The sequence below is a fragment of the Pseudomonas sp. B22(2017) genome (assembly GCF_002113105.1).
GTDB lineage: Bacteria > Pseudomonadota > Gammaproteobacteria > Pseudomonadales > Pseudomonadaceae > Aquipseudomonas > Aquipseudomonas asiatica.
The window spans coordinates 80,645-98,540 of record NZ_NEJN01000005.1 but is presented as its reverse complement, the minus strand read 5'-3'; the positions used below and the strand labels follow the sequence as shown (position 1 = coordinate 98,540).

Here is a 17,896-nt window from a genome sequence, read left to right as displayed (position 1 = left end):
GGTTTCACGGAGCATCGTGCAGTCCTTTCGCCGGTGCCAACGGCGACTGTGGGTCGAGCAGGGAAGATCGGATGAAGTGCAGGTAGCTTTGCGCGCGGCGCAGCACCGAAGTGTCGAAGTGGCGGGCGAAGGGCTCGTCGGTGGCCTGCACGCGGGCGATGGCGTGGTCCACTGCCACCAGCGCGCGTTCGTGGTTGCTGGCGCTGGGCTGCAGGAACAACCGGGCCAGGGCACGGCCCATCACGCGGATCGCCTGGCGCCAGGGCTGCGACTCGGCGTAGGCCGGGTGCACCGGCGCGCGGGCCTGCTCCTTGCGCAGCTCGATGATGGCATGGCCGATTTCCAGCACGGTGAACATCCAGCCCATCAACTGGCTCTGTACCTGTGGCTTGCCGGCTGCCAGGCCATAGGCCTGGTGCAGCAGGTCACGGGTGCGGCTTTCGAAGGCTGAACCCAGGCCGCGCAGGCGCCCGCTGATGGCGAACAGCACCTGCTCGCGCAGTTCCTGCTCCAGGCGGCTCCACAGCCAGCGGCTGTTGGGCGGCAGGATGATCGCCCCGGCAGCGGCACAGACGAACATGCCGATGACCATGCCGATGTAGTCGTTGATGAAGGTGTAGGGGTCATACACGGTGAGGTTGTTCGGCACCGAGCCGATGGCGAAGAACACCAGCAGGCCGATGCCGTAGCCGGCATACGCCGGCCGAGACGAAAGGAACGCGCCCAGCACGAACACCGGCGCCAGGACCATGCAAAGCAGTGGGAAACCGTCGATCCAGGGGAACACGAAGAAGGTTTCGAAGAAGCCGACGACGGCACCAATCGCCGTGCCGCAGGCCATCTGGAACGACATGCGCTTGGGGTTCGGCGAGGCCGCCGACAGGCCCACGGTGACGGTGGCGATCAGGGTCATCATGGCGCCGCTGGGCCAGTCGCTGAGCAGCCAGTAGCTGCCCAGCAACAACAGCACCGCCGAGGCGCGCACACCGGCGGCCAACGATACCAGCCAGCTGGTCTGCGCCACGTAGGGCTCATCCCACTGCTCGCGTTCGTGCCGGTGCGCGGCTAGCGAGGCATGGGTTTCGGCATAACTGTACATCTCGTCGACGAAGCGGTAGAGCAGCTCGAAGGCAGTGTGGAAGTCGAGCAGGTCGGACTCGCTCGGCTCGGTTGCCAGGTACTCGGCGCGCAAGCCGCGCACCTGTGCCTGCAAGCCTTCCTTGTAGGCGGCCAGCTCCAGGGTCAGGCGCAGCGCATCGGCGTCGGTCAGCGCCCGGCCCACGTAAGGCTGCAACAGCTCCACCAGGGTGTTCAGGCCTGGCTCGATGGCGCCGACGATCTGCAGCGGGCCGCGGGCGCGAAGGCGTTCCAGCAAACGGTGCAGGGCATTGAAGCGCGTGGTGATGGCCATGAACTCGCTATTCATGCGCACCAGGCGACCAGAGCGCCGGCGCATGTGCGGGTCTTCGAAGGCGGTAACGTTGCGCAGGCTCTCGAGGCCCACTGCTTCAGCGACGAAGCGCACGTTGCTGCTCTCGAAGCGGTCCCGCTGGCTTTCGCCGCGCAGGGCCTCGACCACCACCCCCGCGAAAACGCCAAAGCGCTGGTACAGGGCGTTGCGCATGGCGGCACTGGCCGACTGCGGCAGGATCGCGGCGCTGACAAAGGTCGACACCAGAATGCCCAGGGCAATTTCCAGCACCCGCCATACCGCCGCCATGAACGCCTGGTCAGGGTGCTCCAGCACCGGCAGGCCAATCATGGCCGCGGTGTAGCCGGCCAGCACGAAGCCATAGGCGCGGAAGGTGCGGTAGCGCATGGCACCGGCCGAGCACAGGCCTACCCACAGGGCCAGGCTGGGCAGGAACAGCTCGGTGTTCTGCGGGAATATGGCGATCAGCGCCACCATCATCGCCGAGCCGGCCAGGGTGCCGAGCACCCGGTAGAAGCTCTTGGCGAACACATGCCCGCTTTGCGGCTGCATGACGATGAACACGGTGATCATCGCCGTGCGCGGTTGCGGCAACTCCAGGCGCATGGCCAGCCACAGGGTGATGAACGCAGCGGCCAGCACCTTGAAGATGTACACCCAGGTCACCCCGTCGGTGCGCGCCCAGGCAAAGAAACCCCGGCGCCATTCCAGGCTCTGCAGCCAGCGCACGGGCAAACTGGAAGTGCTCATTCGGCGTTATCCGGCTTCTTGTCGAAAATGGCCAGGGTGGCCGGGGTTTTCGGTGCGGCCTGGCGCTCCTCTTTCGGCGCATCCTGACCAGCCTGCAAGCCACCGCCCAGGGCAGTGACCAGCTCGGCATGGGCAATCAGGCGCGCGGCCTGCACCTGCTGCTGCACCTGCTGCCGGCGGAACAGCAAAGTCTGCGCATTGAGCACGTTGAGGTAGTCGGTAAGGCCACGCTGGAAGGCAACCATGGCGATGTCGTAGGTTTTCTGCGCGGCCGCGACCGACTCGGCGGCGAAGTGCGACTGCTCCTTCATCGACTCACGGCGGATCAGCTGGTCGGAGATGTTCTTCAGCGCACCGACCACGGTCTGGTTGTAGCGCGCCACGGCCACGTCATAGCCCGCCGAGGCCACGCCTAGTTGCGAACGCAGGCGGCCACCATCGAAGACCGGCAGGCTGATGGCCGGGCCGACGTTGTAGTTGAACTTGCGCCCGGTGAGGAATTCCAGCGGGCCACCACCGGTTGCCATGAAGCCAAGGCTGCCGACCAGGTCGACGTTGGGGAAGAAGCCGGCGTGGGCAACATCGATGCCCCGCGCCTGGGCGGCCACCTGCCAACGGCTGGCAACCACGTCGGGGCGCTGGCCGACCAGTTCGGCCGGCAGGTTCGACGGCAGCTTCAGCGGCGCGGCCAGGGCCAGGCTCGGGCGCTGCAACTGCGCGCCCTCCCCCGGGCCCTTGCCGGCCAGGGCGGCCAGCTGGTTGCGGGCCAGGGCAATTTCTTCGTCCAGGCTGTCGAGCTGGCGGTGGGTTTCCGGCAACGGCGCTTCAGCCTGGCTGACTTCGAAGTGGGTGCCGATGCCGGCATCCAGACGGCGCTTGGCCAGGGCCAGGATCTGCTCCTGCTGTTCCAGCTCGGCCTTGACGATATCGCGCTGGGCGAAGTGCAGGCTCAGCTGAATGTAGGCGCGCACCACGTTGTTCTGCAGCTCCAGCTGCGCCTGGCGGGCTTCGGCCACGCTCATGTGCGCCTGGTCCACGGCCTGCTCGCTGGCATTGCGTTCGCGGCCCCACAGGTCGAGCGCGTAGCTGAAGCCAATCGCGGCGTTGTTGTCCCAGGTGTTGGCGCCGGACAGCGCGCCCGGGCCGTAGAACTGGTCTTCAGGCCAGTTGTGGCGCTTGAGCGCGACCTGGCCATTGGCCTGGAGCTTTTCCGCCGATTCGACCACACCGGCCATGGCCCTGGCTTCGCGTACCCGCGCCGCAGCCATGGCCAGGCTCGGGCTGCCGGCCACGGCCAGGGCAACCCAGCGGTCCAGCTGTGGGTCGCCATAGGCGCGCCACCATTGTTGATCGGGCCAGTGGGCGTCGGTCGCGGCTTCGCGTATGGCCGCGTCGGTGGTCAGGGTGTTGGCTTGCAGCGTCTTGCTTTGCGGGGCAATGCCCCAGGTTCCGATACAGCCGCTCAAGGTGAGGGCAAGGGCACAGGCACTGAACGCATTGAGCGTTCTGATGATGCGACGCGGCACAGCTGCGATTTCCCGAGGAAGAGGTGAAGAGGCCGGGCAATTCTAGGGGGCGTCAGCACTGGCGATAAGCGTGGATTCCTGCGAATCTTTGTTACCAAAACGGCGATAATCCGCCTTTGGTCGAAGGCAACTTTTCATCTCTTTTACGTTACTTCGTGACACAATTTTGTCCTCTACATCGAGAGTGACCCATGGACACCCTGCAAAACATGCGTGCTTTCAGTTGCGTAGCCCAACTCGGCAGCTTTACCGCTGCTGCCGGGCAACTGGATACGACCACCGCGAACGTGTCGCGGGCGGTCTCCAACCTGGAAGCCCATCTGCAAACAAGGCTGCTCAACCGTACCACCCGCCGCATTGCGCTGACCGAAGCCGGCAAGCGGTACCTGATGCGTTGCGAACAGATTCTTACCTATGTCGAAGAAGCCGAGGCCGAGGCCAGCGACGCCCATGCCCGCCCGGCCGGGATGCTGAAGGTGCACTCGATGACCGGGGTCGGTCAGCACTTCGTGGTCGACGCCATCGCCCGCTACCGCGAATCGCACCCGGACGTGACCTTCGACCTGACCATGGCCAACCGCGTGCCTGACCTGCTCGACGAGGGCTATGACGTGTCCATCGTGCTGGCCACCGAACTGCCCGACTCGGGGTTCGTGTCCCAGCGCCTGGGCATCACCTACAGCATCGTCTGCGCCTCGCCCGCCTACATTGCCCGCCACGGCGTGGCGCACAAGCCTGCCGACCTGCTCAAGCACGCCTGCCTGCGCATGGTCAGCCCGGTGATCCCGTTGGAAAAATGGCTGTTCGACGGGCCGGAAGGCCAGGAGATGGTCAACATCACCAGCTCGCCGTTCATGGTCAATACTGCCGATGCCATGAAGACCGCCATCCGCAGCGGCATGGGCGTGGGCGTGCTGCCGATCTATTCGGCCATCGACGGCCTGCGCGATGGCAGCCTGGTACGGGTGCTGCCCGAGTACCGCCTGCAGGAGCTGAACCTGTACGCCATCTACCCGTCGCGGCAGTACCTGGATGCCAAGATCAAGACCTGGGTGGAGTACCTGCGCAACTCGCTGCCGGAGATTCTGGCAGCCCATGAGGCGGACCTGAAAACCCATCAGGTGATGATCGCCAACTAAAAAGCTGCTGCATTGCGGGGGCGGACAATGGTAGGTTGCTAACCATTGTTTCCAGCGCCAGGCCCCTGGGAGGGCTCCGCCCTCCATTCGCAGCACAAGGCTGCTCCTACAGAAGGCCCAGCGCCTGCCCCTTGTAGGAGCAGCCTTGTGCTGCGAATGACCGCATCGCGGTCAACTGCCCGGCATTCCCCTAGCCTTGCAGAGAAGAAGTTGCCGATGAAAAAGACCGTCCTGGCCTTCAGCCGTATCACCCCGGCCATGGCCGAACGCCTGCAGCAAGACTTCAACGTGATCGTGCCGAACCCCAAGCTCGGCGACATCAATGCCCAGTTCAACGAAGCCCTGCCCGAGGCCCATGGCCTGATCGGCGTTGGCCGCAAGCTCGGCCGGGCGCAACTCGAAGGGGCGGCCAGGCTGGAGGTGGTATCCAGCGTGTCGGTCGGCTACGACAACTACGACCTGGACTACTTCAACGAACGCGGCATCGCCCTGACCAATACCCCCGACGTGCTGACCGAAAGCACCGCCGACCTGGGCTTCTCGCTGATCATGGGCTGCGCCCGCCGCACCGCCGAGCTGGATGCCTGGACCAAGGCCGGCAACTGGCAGGCCACCGTAGGTCCGGCCCATTTCGGCAGCGATGTGCACGGCAAGACCCTGGGTATCGTCGGCATGGGCAACATCGGTGCCGCCATTGCACGTCGCGGCCGGTTCGGTTTCAACATGCCGGTGATCTATTCCGGCAATAGCCGCAAGACCGCGCTGGAGCAAGAGCTGGGCGCGCAGTTCCGCAGCCTGGAGCAACTGCTGGCCGAAGCCGACTTCGTCTGCATCGTTGTGCCGTTGTCCGATGCCACCCGCAAGCTGATCGGTGCGCGTGAGTTGCAACTAATGAAGCCAAGCGCATTCCTGATCAACATCGCCCGCGGGCCGGTGGTGGACGAGGCGGCGCTGATAGAGGCACTTCAGAACGGCACCATTCGCGGTGCGGGCCTGGATGTATACGAGAAAGAGCCGCTGAGCGACTCACCGCTGTTCAAACTGCCCAATGCCCTGACCTTGCCACACGTTGGCTCGGCCACTGCCGAAACCCGCGAGGCCATGGCCAACCGGGCAATCGACAACCTGCGTGCGGCGCTGCTGGGTGAACGGCCGCGGGACCTCGTGAACCCGCAGGTGTGGAGGAGTTGATCGCTTCCCCACATCTGTTGAAACGGGCCACCTAACTTTTACGGCGCGCTCTGTGTGTGTGTGTACGGAGCGCGCCACGAATAAGATTCAAAGCCATACGCGACAGGAACGTATCTGAAGCTGTTCCGCAACTGATAAAACTGCCAGTTCATCTTCTAGCGAACCGCAGCAACAATAACACCTCAAAAATTGGAGGTGTATGATGGAATCTAATCTTGGCACTATCAGACCAAACATTAGCTTTGTAAGCCCGCAATACGAAATCAGCCTCTTTTCATCCTTGAAGAACCCAGAATGGGTTCTAGAAGGAGAGAAGCTAGGGACACTGCTGGGAAAGGACGGAGGAGCTGCCACTTACACCGCCCCAGATAGTATTGCAAAGGGAGATAGCTCCGATATCATTTCGTTTTTCAAAAAGGACATTGTGACGGCTTTCGAAGATGGAAAATATTACAATGCGACCATACTAATATCCAACCTCCCTCGACCGGTCAGTTACAAGCTTGAGCTAAAGACCGACAACAACCAGAAACGGCTGGAATTTCTCGTAAACATCTTCGATAGCGGATGGACGAAAGTCCCAGAAGAACATACAGCTTGGTATACACTGGCCGGTAATGGCCGAATGAAGCAGAACGGCGATTACTATAGTTCCGGCGACCAGCCTACACCTACAGCCATTCTTGCATTCGACAAACGCCACGATAAAATTCCGGGGTTTGCAATAATCATCCTTGACGCTGACTAGATATTCCCGCGGCAGAGCTGCTTATGGCTCGAGGCCCCGGAGTCAAGAACAATCTCTTTTGAGAACTTCCTGCACTAGGCACCTCTTGGCAAGCTCAAGAGGTGCCCGGTGCAAGCTATGTACGCTTCACTTCGCTAGCTCAGCGGCCTTAATGACTCGGCTCTTGGGCTTGCGAAACACCAGCACATTCCCCGCCATCACCGCCACCAATCCCAACAAGGCCGGCGCCGTCCACTGATACCCCTCGGCCACCGCCGACACATTCAATGCCACCAACGGGAACAGCACGGTGCAGTAAGCTGCCCGCTCCGGCCCCATGCGCCCGACCAGGGTCAGGTAGGCGGTAAAGGCGATCACCGAGCCCGGCACCACCAGGTACAGCAACGAGCCGATGTACCGCACGTTCCACTCCATGCTGAATGGCACACCGCTGACCACGCAGAACACCGCCAGCATCACCGCCCCGTAGACCATGCCCCAGGCATTGGTGGTCATGGGCTTGAGCCCGGCCTTCTGCTGCATGCTCGACAGCATGTTGCCAGCCGAGAAGCACAGCGTGCCGAGCAGGGCCAGGCCAAGGCCGTACAGGGTTTCGCGGCTGGCCGCGTGGTGGGACAGCTCGGGCCAGAACAGCAGCCCCAGGCCAAGGAGCCCCAGGGCGCCGCCGCCGAGCACATTGCTGGCGATCTTCTGGCCGAAGAAGATCCGCGCGTTGAGCGCATTCCACAGGGTGGCGGTGGAGAACACCACGGCGATCAGGCCGCTGGCAATCCACTGGCTGGCGCTGAGGAAGCAGATGAAGTTGACGCAGAACAGGCACAGGCCCTGGGCCAGACAGATCTGGTGGCCACGCCGGTTCATTGGCTGCAGGCGGCGGGTGAGCAGCAGGAAGGCGAACAGGATCAGCCCGGCCAGGGCGAAGCGGTAGACGATCGAGACCGGAATGGCGACCACACCCAGTTGGAGTTTCAGGGCGATCCAGGTGGTGCCCCAGATCAGGACCGTTAGCAAGTAGAGTGACAGGTTCATCGGTGGAGCTCCTCAGGCGATCGACCATGCATCCCGGGGCCGCGATGCGGCCCATCGCCGGCAAGCCAGCTCCCACAAGTACAGCGCCAAGCTCCAGGCTGGCGCGGTCCCTGTAGGAGCTGGCTTGCCTGCGATCGAGGGCGCAGCCCTCGCCGAGGCCTCCAGTTTCTTCCGGGGGCCCCTCCCCGGCTTGCACAAACTTGCGCATTTGTCCCGCGGGTTGCTGTAAGCCTGCCCAAGGCGCAGTAGGATGGCTGGCAAGAGGAACCGCCCATGACCCCACTCACCCAGCTGCAAGTGTTCAACGCCATGCACGCCTCGCCCCACGCCCGGCTGGAGCTGAGCGCGCACCTGGGCGACGGGCTGGCGGCGGCGTTGTGGAGCAACCGCGACGATGCCCGCGACTACCAGGCACCGAGCCATCACACCCTGTCGTGCTACATCGCCGACGGCACCGGCACCTTCCGCCGCCAGCGCCCCGGCGATAAAGGGGCGCCCGACAAGCTGTGCGTGATGCCGGCCGGGCAGGAATCGAACTGGGTGGTCAATGGCGCGATCCGCCTGGCGCACCTGTATGTCAGCGAAACGCAATTCGCCCTGGGCTGCGTGCGCCTGCTCGACCGTGAACCGCGTGAGCTGCAACTGCGGGAAGCGACCTTTCTCGACGACCCGCAGCAAGCCAAGCGCTTTCGCCAGCTGATAACCCTGGACTGGGATGAACCTGGCGAACGCTTGCTGGCCAGCAGCCTGGCGCACGAGATCGTCGACCATGCGCTGCTCAACCAGGTTGGGCTGCGCCAGGGCCTGCGCCTGAAAGGCGGGCTGGCACCGAGCCTGCGCCGGCAAATGGTCGACTACATCGAAGCGCATCTCGACCAGCCCATCACCCTGGGTGAACTGGCCTTGCGCTGCAACCTGTCCGAATACCACTTTGCGCGCATGTTCCGCGCCAGTTTCGGGCTGCCGCCGCATCAGTACCTGCTGGCCCGGCGGCTGCATCGGGCCTGCCAGCTACTGCGGCTGGGGGTGATGCCGCTGGGGGAAATTGCCCTGTCGTGCGGGTTTGCCAGTGCCAGCCATTTCAGCAACCGGTTCCGCCAGGCGGTCGGAGCAACGCCTGGCGAATACCGTACGGCCATTCGCGGCTAAAGCCGCTCCCACAGGGACCGCGCCACCCTCAAGGGCAGTGCAGTACCTGTGGGAGCGGCTTTAGCCGCGAAGAGGCCGGTTCAGGCTGGCCTAGAACTCGAAGGTACTGGACAAGCTCACCTGCCGCGCATCGCCAATGGCCACAAAGTACTGGTTCACCGCCGAGCTGTAGTAAACCTTGTCGAACAGGTTCTTCACGTTCAGCTGCAGCAGCACCTTGTGCTCGTCGAGCCTGGTCTCGTAGCTGGCAAAGGCATCGGCCACGGTATAGGACGGCAGGTCGAAGGTGTTGGTCGAGTTACCCGCGCGCTCGCCGACATACCTTGCACCGGCACCGAGACGCAAGCGGTCGCCACCGAACAGGCTGCCGTAGTCATACACCGCCGACAGCGAACCACTGTGCCGGGCCACGTTCTGCAGGCGGTTGCCCTGCAGGGCCGGGTCCTTGGTCACCTTGGCATCGGTGTAGGCATAGCTGCCAATCAGGCTCCATCGCTCGCTCAGCTGGCCAGTCAGGTCCAGCTCAACGCCCCGTGAACCGACCTCCCCGGCATTGCTGTACACCGTTTCACGAGTACTGGTATCAAAGTTGGAAACCAGCACGTTGCGCTTGGTGATATCGAACAACGCCAGAGTGCCTGTCAGGCGGCCCGGCATGTCGAGCTTGGCGCCCAGTTCCCACGATTTGCCCTCCTCCGGCGCCACCGACGAGTCGAGCACCACATTGCCGACCAGCGGCGCGATAGTCGAGTTGGGCTTGAACGACTCGCTATAGCTGCCATAAAACGACAGTTGATCATCGACCTTGTAGACGATACCTGCATGCGGCACCCACGCCTGGCCATTGATGTCGGTGTTGGCCTTGAAAGGGCGGCCACGGCCAGCGTACTGGTCGAACTGCTGGAAGCGCGCACCAGCCACCAGGATCCAGTGATCATCCAGGTGCAGCGCGTCCTGCACGAACAACGCGTCGGTGCGCAGCTTGTCGGTCTGGTCGCTGTCACTGGCTTTGACGGTGGTGCCCTCCACTTCCTGCCCGTAGACCGGGTTCATATAGCTGAAGGTGGATTGGGCGGTCTGCCGGATCATGTCACCGCGGAAAATCTTGCGGTCCTCGTGATCGATGCCGAACAGCAGGTCGTTCTGCATCCCGGCCAGTTGCACATTACCGGCCAGGCTCAGGGTGGCGAACTGGTCACGGCTCATGGCGTTGTGGGTGCCGTCAATGCTGCGCGACAGCGTGCCGCTTTTTTCATTCACGCCGGTCACCCGCACCTGGCTGGCATCATAGGTTTCGCGGTTGAAGCTGTAGCCGAAGTGCAGCTTCCAGTCATCGGCAAACTGGTGGTCGACTTCCAGACGGTACAGGTCGGAGCGCCCTTCCATGTCGTTGAAGGGCTCGTCCAGGCGCCGCGTGGCAGGGATGTCCAGCGGGTGGCCGTTGTTGCCGAACGCCGTGCCACGGTCGAAGGGGTAGAGAAACTCGCGATGCTCGTAGGCCAGTACCACCTGGGTGTCTTCGCCCAGCCAGGCCAGCGACGGCGCTACCAGCGATTCGCGGTGCACGCCGTAGTTGCGCCAGTAGTCCTCATCTTCGTGGTCGACGATCAGGCGATAGGCGAAGTTGCTGTCGCCCAGCGCGCCGGTGCTGTCGAACCCGCCACCGCTGCCGTTCTTGCCGCTGCCGTAGGTCGACCCGCGCACGGTCAGGGCGTTGTACTGCTCGAGTTGCGGGCGCTTGCTGACCACGTTGATGACCCCGCCCGGGTCCTGGATGCCGTACAGCAGCGAGGCCGGGCCCTTGAGCACTTCGACCCGCTCGGTGCTGGCGTTGAGGCTGCGGCCCTGCACGATGGGCATGCCATCGCGCATGATCGAGCCGTCGCGGTTGTCGCCGAAGCCGCGCTTCATCACGGTATCGGAGGTGCCACCGAAATTGTTGCCCTGGGTGATGCCGCTGACATTGGCCAGAGCGTCATCAAGGTTGCGTGGGGCCTGGTCACGGATGACCTGGGCCGGTACCACATTGATGGCCTGGGGAATGTCCTGGCTAGGGCCCTGCCCGCGCATGATCGAGGCGGTAGCCGGGGGCTGGTAGCTGTAGTCGTCCAGTTGCGAGGTCACGGTGATGGCCTGCAGGTTGAGGGCGCCGGAGGTGTCCACTGCTTCGAGGGTGAGCGTGCGTGCATCGACGCGGCGCCAGGCCAGCCCGGTAGTGCCCAGCAGCTGTTGCAGGGCCTGTTCGGCGCTGAACCTGCCGTTCAATGCCGGCGCCTGCACACCTGGCAGTTCCAGGGTGTAGACCACGCTCTGGCCGGTGGTGCGGCTGAAGGCGCTGAGTGCCTGGGCAAGGGGTTGCGCCGGCTGGGCGAAGGGGTACACCTGCTGTTGCTCGACGGCGCAGGCCAGGGGAGCGGCAGCGAATGCCGGGAACGCGGAAAGGCCGAACCAGAGAGGGACGCAACGCGGGGTGAACTTCATGGACGCTGACCTGTGAGAGGGATGTGACTGCGAATGAATCGCACTTCCACTCATTACACGGATGCCACGTCCTGTTACCTCACCCGCAATCTGAAAATATTTTTGCCTGGGCGGGCCTCTTCGCGGGTGAACCCGCTCCCACAGGTACTGCACAGGATTTGAAACTTGCGCCCTTCCTGTGGGAGCGGGTTCACCCGCGAAGAGGCCGGCACAGGCGACTACCGGATGAAAGTCAAACGCCCCAGCACAGTCTGCCGCGAAAAGCCCATCACCTTGCCCAGCGAATCCAGCGCCAGCAACGGCTCGGCCACGGGGAAACTGCCACTGACCTTGCGCTGCCCCAACTCATCCTCGAGCAACAGGATGCGCCCCGGGTAATAGCGCCCCAGGTCTTCGACCACCTGAGCCAGCGGCACCTGGTAGTAATTCAGCCAGCCCTGGCGCCAGGCCAGGCGGTTGTCACTATCCACCGCCAGGGTGTCGCCGACTTGGCCGGAAGCATAGGCCACCTGCTGGTTGGCCGTCAGTTCACGCGCTGCTGCGCCCGGCGCCGGGCTCACCGCCACCCGCCCGCTGCTCACAGTGACCTGGGCTCCCTCGTCCTGCTCGCGCACTTCGAACTGGGTGCCAAGCACGCGCACCTCGCCACCGGCAGCTTCCACTACGAACGGCGTGCCGGTATGCGTGACCTGGAAGTACGCCGCGCCATGCAACAACCGCACGCGGCGCTCGCCCTGCACAAAATCGACTGCAATCGCGCTCCCCGCATCCAGCGTCACCTGCGACTGGTCGGCCAAGGTCACCTGGCGAACTTGACCAGCACTGCTGTAGTCGGCCTGCAGGTCCTGCAGCCACAGGGCCGGGTGCCAACCACCGGCAACGCCCACGGCCAGTACCAGGCACGCAGCCACCGCCAGCGCCGCGACCCGCTGCCGCCAGGGGTGCCTGGCCGGTGGCGTGGCCATCGCATCCAGGTAACGTTGCAGGCTTTCCTGTTCTTCAGCGGCCAGGCGCGCCGCCGGGGCGGCGCTGTTCTGCCACAGCGCCTGGGCCTGGGCGTAGGCCTCACGGTGCCCAGGTTCGGCCAGCAGCCAGCGCTTGAACGCCGCGCCCTCGGCTTGCGCAGGCTGCTCGTTGATGCGGCTGAGCCATTGCAGTGCAGCCCGGGACTGCGCCTCGGTGATCGGCGGTAATCGGCTCATCGACGGGCACTCCCTGGCCGGCGTGGGGTGGACGCGGGCTCGGCAACACTCGCCTTGCACGCTTCGAGGGCGCGCATCATATGCTTTTCCACAGCACTCTGGGACAGTTGCATGGCCTTGGCGATCTCGCCGTACTTGCAGCCGTGGATACGGTTGAGCAGGAAGATCTGCCGGGTGCGCTCGGGCAAGGCGCGCAAGGCAGCGTCGATGCGCTGCAAGTCGTGATCGACCTCCACGGCCTGTTCCGGGGCCTGGGCCATGGCCGCTTCATCCAGCGGCAACACAGCTTCGGCTGCGCGCTCGCGGCTGCCTTCGCTGCGCAGGTGGTCGATGGCGAGGTTCCCGGCGCAACGCAGCAGGTAGGTATCCAGCGCCTCGACCTTGACCTCAGGGCGACGCCAGAAGCGCAGGAACAGCTCCTGGACCAGGTCCGATGCCGTGGCCCGGCAGCCTACCCGGCGGCTCACCAGGGCCTCCATGCGTGCCCGCTGGGCCTGGAACACCTGGACGAAGCGCGCACGCCCACCGCCGCTTTCGGCATCCGCCTCGATCATGTCGCCCGGCTCGCTCACCTGGTCACTCGGCGAACACGGCCAGCAACGGCCCCAGCACCACGCTGGCGGCGGCCAGGCCCAGCAACAGGCGGGGCTGGTATGGCAGGCCGAACACCCACAGGGTCACCCCGGCCATCATCACTGCGGTCCACTCCACCAAGCCATGGGCCCAGCCCCGCAGGTGCACGCTGAGCACCAGCGACAGCACCAGCAACAGCCAACCGGCGCTGCGCAACAGGCGCAACTGCCCGGGGCGCGGCTTGCGCCCGAGCAGGTCGACGAAGTGCTTCTCCATGGCCAGGCACAGGGCAACGAAGCCGGCGTAAGCGATCAGTGCATTACCCAGCATCAGCTCGCCTCCGCCGTCTCAGTGCTTGGCTTCCTTGCCGCACGAGGGGCCCGCATGGCCACAGCCTTCGGGCTGTGTAACATCTTGCCGGCCAACCAGGCCAGGAACAGGCCGGTGCCCAGCGCTGTCAGGTCGAAACCAGCCATGGCCCAGTCACCCGCAGGTAGCGAATGGTTCAGGCCCTGGCCGGTGGTCAGACCGTTAAGCAGCGGCAGCAAGGCGAAGGCCAGCGCGCCCAGTGCCAGTTGCTCGCCCCATGCCCGCCGCCCACTGCGCAGAACGGCGTGCACCAGCGACAGGCCCCAGGCGCAGAAGAAGGCATTGACCTCCCAATCGGCGCGGCCGTCGACACCCATCGGGATCAGGCGGTTGGCCCAGAAGAAGCCCGCCACGGCCAGCAACAGGCCGCTCATGCTGGCGATATTGAGCACCTCGACCAGGCGCAGTTCGCCCGGCAGGCGTTCGCTTCTGGCATGCTTGAGCTGGCGCTTGCCCAGCCACATCACCAGGCCGGTGCCAATCACCGCAGTACCGGCCACGCCAAAGAAGAAGTACAGCCAGCGCAGCCAGGGCCCGGCGAAATTGCCCATGTGCAGGCCGGCAAAGCTGAAGGCGGTCATCATTGCCCCACTCTCCGGTTTGCCCTGGCCCAGCAGAGCACCGCTGACGCCATCGAAGGTCCAGTTGGCGCTACGCCGGTAAGCCACGTGGTCGGCAGCCGATTGCGTGAAGGTAACGCGGGCATTGCTGTCGCCGGCATTTTCCACCTGGATACGGCCGATACGCGCGCCCGGTTGCAGGTCCTGCACCTTGGCATAAAGGCTCGGCAACGGTACCAGCGGCGCGGCCACATGGGCCGCCTTGGGCGCATTGTTACGGCCGAACAGTTCGTTGAAGTACTTGCCGGTGTCGTTGCCGTAGCTGGCCATGATGCCCGCCGGCATCACCATGTACATGAACAACACCAGGCTGCTGTAGCTGATCATCAGGTGGAAGGGCAGCACCAGCACGCCAATGGCGTTGTGCCCGTCCAGCCAGGAGCGCTGGCCCTTGCCTGGGCGGAAAGTGAAGAACTCCTTGAAGATTTTCTTATGGGTGATGATGCCGGTGACCAGCCCCAACAGCATGATGAAGGCGCACAACGTCGATAGCCATCGGCCGAAAGGGTGTGGCATCTGCAACTGGAAGTGGAAGCGGTAGAAGAACTCGCCACCGCGACTGTCGCGTGCCGCCACCGGCTGCCCGGTCTGGGTATCAAGGGTCTTGGTGACGAAACCGCGTGGCCCGCCATTTGGGTCGCGATAACCCACGTTCAAGGCGGCCTCGCGTGCGTTGGGCATGCGGATCAGCCAGGTGCCCGAATGCCCGGCGTTGTCCTGCAGGTACCGCTGGGCCACCTCCAGGCTATGGGTCGGGTCCAATGCATGGCTGCGCACTTCTGGCTGCGACCAGTGGGTGATTTCTTCCTTGAAATACGACAGCGTGCCGGTGAGGAAGATGGCGAACAACAGCCAGCCGAAGATCAGGCCGGTCCAGGTGTGCAGCCAGGCCATGGCCTGGCGGAAGCCTTCTTTCATGGGGTTTTCATCCAGTATGCCAACCCGCTGATCACCCCCAGCAGCACGCTTGGCGCCAGTACGCCCAGCCAGGCGCGCAAAGCGCTGCGGCAGGCAAAGCACCAGATGAACGCCAGCAGGTAGAAAACGAATGACAGCAGCAGGCCGGTGAGCGTGGCATCGACCCGTGGCAGCGGCGCTACCAGTGAAATGCAGACGCTGGCCACGGACGCCAGCAGGTAGCCACCCAGCAGCGCGGCAAGGCTGCGTGACGTCACGGCCAGGCGATAGCTGAGCGAGAGACCGGCGGTTTTGCGCGTCATGGCGATGGTCCGGGCGTTTTCGGGGCTGCAATAATAATGATTTCAATTCTCATAAGCAAAGGCCACGCGATGAGTCGCCTGCTGCCTTGAATGCAACAAGAAATTTATTTTCAAAAAGGGCTTGAATTCGTTTCGCCGTTGCCTGACCTTAGAGTCAAGAGACGCAGAAATACCAAGGGTCTCAGAGGCCTAGGCGCGTCTCCATGCGAGCAAGCTGAATAAGGATTGAATCATGCAAATCCAGGTCAACAGCAGCAACCATTTCGAAGGCAACGCCCGGCTCGACCAGTGGGTCCGCAGCACACTGCAGAACTCGCTGGAACGTTACGAAGACGACCTCACCCGCATCGAGGTCCACCTGCGCGACGAGAACGGCGCCAAGCCCGGACCGCATGACAAACGCTGCCAGATGGAGGCTCGCCCCAAAGGCCATCAACCGATTTCCGTGACCCACACCGCCACTTCGCTGGACCAGGCGGTCGATGGTGCCGCCACCAAGCTCAACCACGCGCTGGAACACTTCTACGGCAAACTGCGCAGCAAGCGCGGCGCCCTGGAACTGAGTGACCCAGACGCCTGATCGGCAACACAAGACGCCCGGCCTGATGCCGGGCGTTTTCGTTTGTATCGATCGATGGCGCTGAACCAACAGGTAATTTCCCCGGTCAACTTCTGCATTCATTCAGCGCAGAAGCATGACCATGAACAACCCATTCGAACGAATCAGTGCTGCATTCGCCCCCGAATACCGGGTCAACCTGAGCATTGCAAACCTCGACGGCAGCATCATGCTGACCCTATCCGACGACGCTGGCGTGGTCGCCAAGCGCCTCATCACCCAGGCCCAGCGCAATGACCCGGTGCGCCTGCAGCGGGTGATCGACAGCATCCGCCTGGGCCTGGCCATCGAGCACAACCAGAACCCCCTTCAGGTGCTGGCCGCGCTAACCCGTGACGCCCGCCACGAGCCGCGCCATTTCATCGCCAACTGAGGGCTACTTGCCCTCCTCCACTTCCTTGCCGCTGGCATCCAGTACCTTGGTCGAGGGGTAGCGGTACGAGGCGTAGCGCACCACCAGGATCGCGAACGCCAGCAACAGGATGCCACCGCACAGGTACAACAGCCCTACGTCCGGCGCCTTGTGGTGCGAGACGTCGCCGATCAGCAGGCGGGTCAGCGCGGTGATGGCCACGTACAGCAGGAAGCGGATCGGCATGTGGTTGGTCTTGAAGTAGATACCGACCATCGCCCCCAGCTCCAGGTAGATGAACAGCAGCAGGATGTCATCGACACTGACCCCGCCCTTGCCGAGCATGTCGAGGAACGTCATCACCGCCGCATAGGCGGTGATCGCGCCAATGCCGAACAGCGCCAGGTAATGGAATGCCTCGACGCACAGGTTTCCCAGCGAGTCGGCCGAGCCGTGCAGCCCCTTTCGCAGCTTTTCTGCCCATTTGATGTTCACGATGTTCCATTCCCCGATACGTCTTGAAGGATGATGCGTCACCGGTGTGACGCTTGTGCCATGCAGTTAAAGGGCCAGGCCCCTGCCTTGGAAGGCGACCGATTGCCGCAAGGCACCTTGAGGCGTGGCAAGTTGCCAGAAACACGACCATGCGCTGGGGAAAAATCAGATTTAACCCCTTCCTTGTAGGGCATTTCCCAAAGATACTCCCTGCCATTGTGGTGTTCGGGGATGAGCACTAGTCTCGGATCGTCGCTGCCAAACAGCGACCGGCTTTGATTTGATGATGACCTCAATGCATGAGCTGGAGACGTTGCGGGCTTTGCTTGAGTCGGCACTGGTTCAGGTGCAGATGCCCGCTGAGCCTCGGAGTTTGCACTGAGGTTTGAGTGTTGCGTTGTCTGGGCTGGCCTCTTCGCGGGTAAACCCGCGAAAGTGCCCGGATGGCCAGGCGCTGATGGATGATGCTGAGTTGGGCATGAAGCAGTAAGCGCTCTGCACCACGCTACAATTTCTGCTTGCGAAGCAATCAACATTGCCATTACTGTATATAGATACAGTAAATCGAAACGCAACCAGCAAAAGGCATAGAGGTGATGAATGGCCGTCGAAGTGGTGTACCGCAGCAGCCGCGACCCGGAGCGCTTGTTCATGGATAAGGCCGAAGCAGACCGTCACGACAAGATGCTCGAACTGGCCGAGCGCCTGGCCGAAGTACTGCACAAGGCAGTGCCCTCGCTGAGCGAGAAACAGGTCGAGGAAGCCGGTATCTACATGGCCAAAAACCGCGATGTGTTCGCCCGGGCGTTCAAGAGCCAGCCGGATGCGCTGGCCGAGTTGCTCGAAGCGCCAGCGGCCGAGTAATTGCCTGCACTGGCCTCATCGCCAGCAAGCTCCACGGGGGTACATGGCTTGCTCCATTGCTCAGGTCACCTCATTACCCTGTAGGAGCAGCCTTGTGCTGCGAAGAGGGTAGTTGAGCAACAGATATTCTTCGGCAG

The 17,896-nt window shown here is 63.4% G+C and carries 17 protein-coding genes; 7 read left to right on the top strand and 10 right to left on the bottom strand.

All coding sequences use genetic code 11. The features are described 5' to 3' along the window. Positions 1–4: 4 nt before the first annotated feature. Both CAG18_RS12945 and CAG18_RS12940 read right to left on the bottom strand, forming a co-directional pair. The gene (locus CAG18_RS12945) at positions 5–2,182 is read right to left on the bottom strand and encodes an FUSC family protein (RefSeq protein WP_085720996.1); all 2,178 of its coding nucleotides are present in this window, start codon (positions 2,180–2,182) and stop codon (positions 5–7) included. Further along, on the bottom strand, positions 2,179–3,708 hold the full coding sequence (locus CAG18_RS12940) for an efflux transporter outer membrane subunit (RefSeq protein WP_085720995.1): 1,530 nt from the start codon (positions 3,706–3,708) through the stop codon (positions 2,179–2,181). Before CAG18_RS12940 ends, CAG18_RS12945 begins: the two co-directional genes overlap by 4 nt. A gap of 191 nt (positions 3,709–3,899) precedes the next feature. Here CAG18_RS12940 and CAG18_RS12935 point away from each other — a divergent pair, with 191 nt between their 5' ends. The 3 genes from CAG18_RS12935 (at position 3,900) to CAG18_RS12925 (ending at position 6,786) form a co-directional block, all read left to right on the top strand. Next, positions 3,900–4,847, top strand: a complete 948-nt coding sequence (locus CAG18_RS12935; protein ID WP_015271759.1) for a LysR family transcriptional regulator — start codon at positions 3,900–3,902, stop codon at positions 4,845–4,847. Positions 4,848–5,063: 216 nt separating this feature from the next. Next, a complete protein-coding gene (locus CAG18_RS12930; protein ID WP_015271760.1) occupies positions 5,064–6,038 on the top strand; it encodes a D-glycerate dehydrogenase in 975 nt (324 codons plus the stop codon). A 202-nt stretch (positions 6,039–6,240) separates the two neighbouring features. Beyond that, the gene (locus CAG18_RS12925; RefSeq protein WP_054572773.1) at positions 6,241–6,786 is read left to right on the top strand and encodes a hypothetical protein; all 546 of its coding nucleotides are present in this window, start codon (positions 6,241–6,243) and stop codon (positions 6,784–6,786) included. A gap of 126 nt (positions 6,787–6,912) precedes the next feature. On the opposite strand, the gene CAG18_RS12920 is transcribed toward CAG18_RS12925, so the two are convergent. Continuing rightward, a complete protein-coding gene (locus tag CAG18_RS12920) occupies positions 6,913–7,815 on the bottom strand; it encodes a DMT family transporter (protein ID WP_054572772.1) in 903 nt (300 codons plus the stop codon). 273 nt (positions 7,816–8,088) lie between these two features. On the opposite strand from CAG18_RS12920, the gene CAG18_RS12915 reads away from it, so the two are divergent. Further along, positions 8,089–8,964: an AraC family transcriptional regulator gene (locus CAG18_RS12915; RefSeq protein ID WP_054572771.1), complete on the top strand. Its 876-nt coding sequence runs from the start codon at positions 8,089–8,091 to the stop codon at positions 8,962–8,964. Between the two features lie 90 nt (positions 8,965–9,054). Here CAG18_RS12915 and CAG18_RS12910 read toward each other — a convergent pair whose 3' ends face one another. From CAG18_RS12910 to CAG18_RS12885, 6 genes are all read right to left on the bottom strand, one after another. Beyond that, positions 9,055–11,445 carry a TonB-dependent receptor gene (locus CAG18_RS12910; RefSeq protein WP_085720994.1) on the bottom strand — a complete coding sequence of 797 codons (2,391 nt, stop codon included), beginning with the start codon at positions 11,443–11,445 and terminating at the stop codon, positions 9,055–9,057. Positions 11,446–11,663: 218 nt separating this feature from the next. Further along, positions 11,664–12,647: a FecR domain-containing protein gene (locus CAG18_RS12905; protein WP_085720993.1), complete on the bottom strand. Its 984-nt coding sequence runs from the start codon at positions 12,645–12,647 to the stop codon at positions 11,664–11,666. Beyond that, entirely contained in the window at positions 12,644–13,201 is a 558-nt protein-coding gene (locus tag CAG18_RS12900; protein ID WP_015271766.1) for an RNA polymerase sigma factor, read from the bottom strand. Before CAG18_RS12900 ends, CAG18_RS12905 begins: the two co-directional genes overlap by 4 nt. A gap of 22 nt (positions 13,202–13,223) precedes the next feature. Beyond that, positions 13,224–13,550, bottom strand: coding sequence for a DUF3325 domain-containing protein (locus CAG18_RS12895; protein WP_015271767.1), 327 nt, complete (start codon positions 13,548–13,550; stop codon positions 13,224–13,226). Further along, positions 13,550–15,127, bottom strand: a complete 1,578-nt coding sequence (locus tag CAG18_RS12890; protein WP_085720992.1) for a PepSY domain-containing protein — start codon at positions 15,125–15,127, stop codon at positions 13,550–13,552. The genes CAG18_RS12895 and CAG18_RS12890 overlap by 1 nt, the downstream gene beginning before the upstream one ends. After that, the gene (locus CAG18_RS12885) at positions 15,124–15,429 is read right to left on the bottom strand and encodes a DUF3649 domain-containing protein (protein ID WP_013974181.1); all 306 of its coding nucleotides are present in this window, start codon (positions 15,427–15,429) and stop codon (positions 15,124–15,126) included. Before CAG18_RS12885 ends, CAG18_RS12890 begins: the two co-directional genes overlap by 4 nt. Positions 15,430–15,661: 232 nt before the next feature. On the opposite strand from CAG18_RS12885, the gene CAG18_RS12880 reads away from it, so the two are divergent. Next, positions 15,662–16,009: an HPF/RaiA family ribosome-associated protein gene (locus CAG18_RS12880; protein WP_003260689.1), complete on the top strand. Its 348-nt coding sequence runs from the start codon at positions 15,662–15,664 to the stop codon at positions 16,007–16,009. Between the two features lie 121 nt (positions 16,010–16,130). Further along, on the top strand, positions 16,131–16,421 hold the full coding sequence (locus CAG18_RS12875; RefSeq protein ID WP_024087728.1) for a DUF3509 domain-containing protein: 291 nt from the start codon (positions 16,131–16,133) through the stop codon (positions 16,419–16,421). A 3-nt stretch (positions 16,422–16,424) separates the two neighbouring features. On the opposite strand, the gene CAG18_RS12870 is transcribed toward CAG18_RS12875, so the two are convergent. Continuing rightward, the gene (locus tag CAG18_RS12870; protein WP_013974183.1) at positions 16,425–16,895 is read right to left on the bottom strand and encodes a phosphate-starvation-inducible protein PsiE; all 471 of its coding nucleotides are present in this window, start codon (positions 16,893–16,895) and stop codon (positions 16,425–16,427) included. A gap of 600 nt (positions 16,896–17,495) precedes the next feature. On the opposite strand from CAG18_RS12870, the gene CAG18_RS12865 reads away from it, so the two are divergent. Further along, the gene (locus CAG18_RS12865; RefSeq protein WP_003260692.1) at positions 17,496–17,759 is read left to right on the top strand and encodes a YebG family protein; all 264 of its coding nucleotides are present in this window, start codon (positions 17,496–17,498) and stop codon (positions 17,757–17,759) included. Positions 17,760–17,896: the final 137 nt, after the last annotated feature.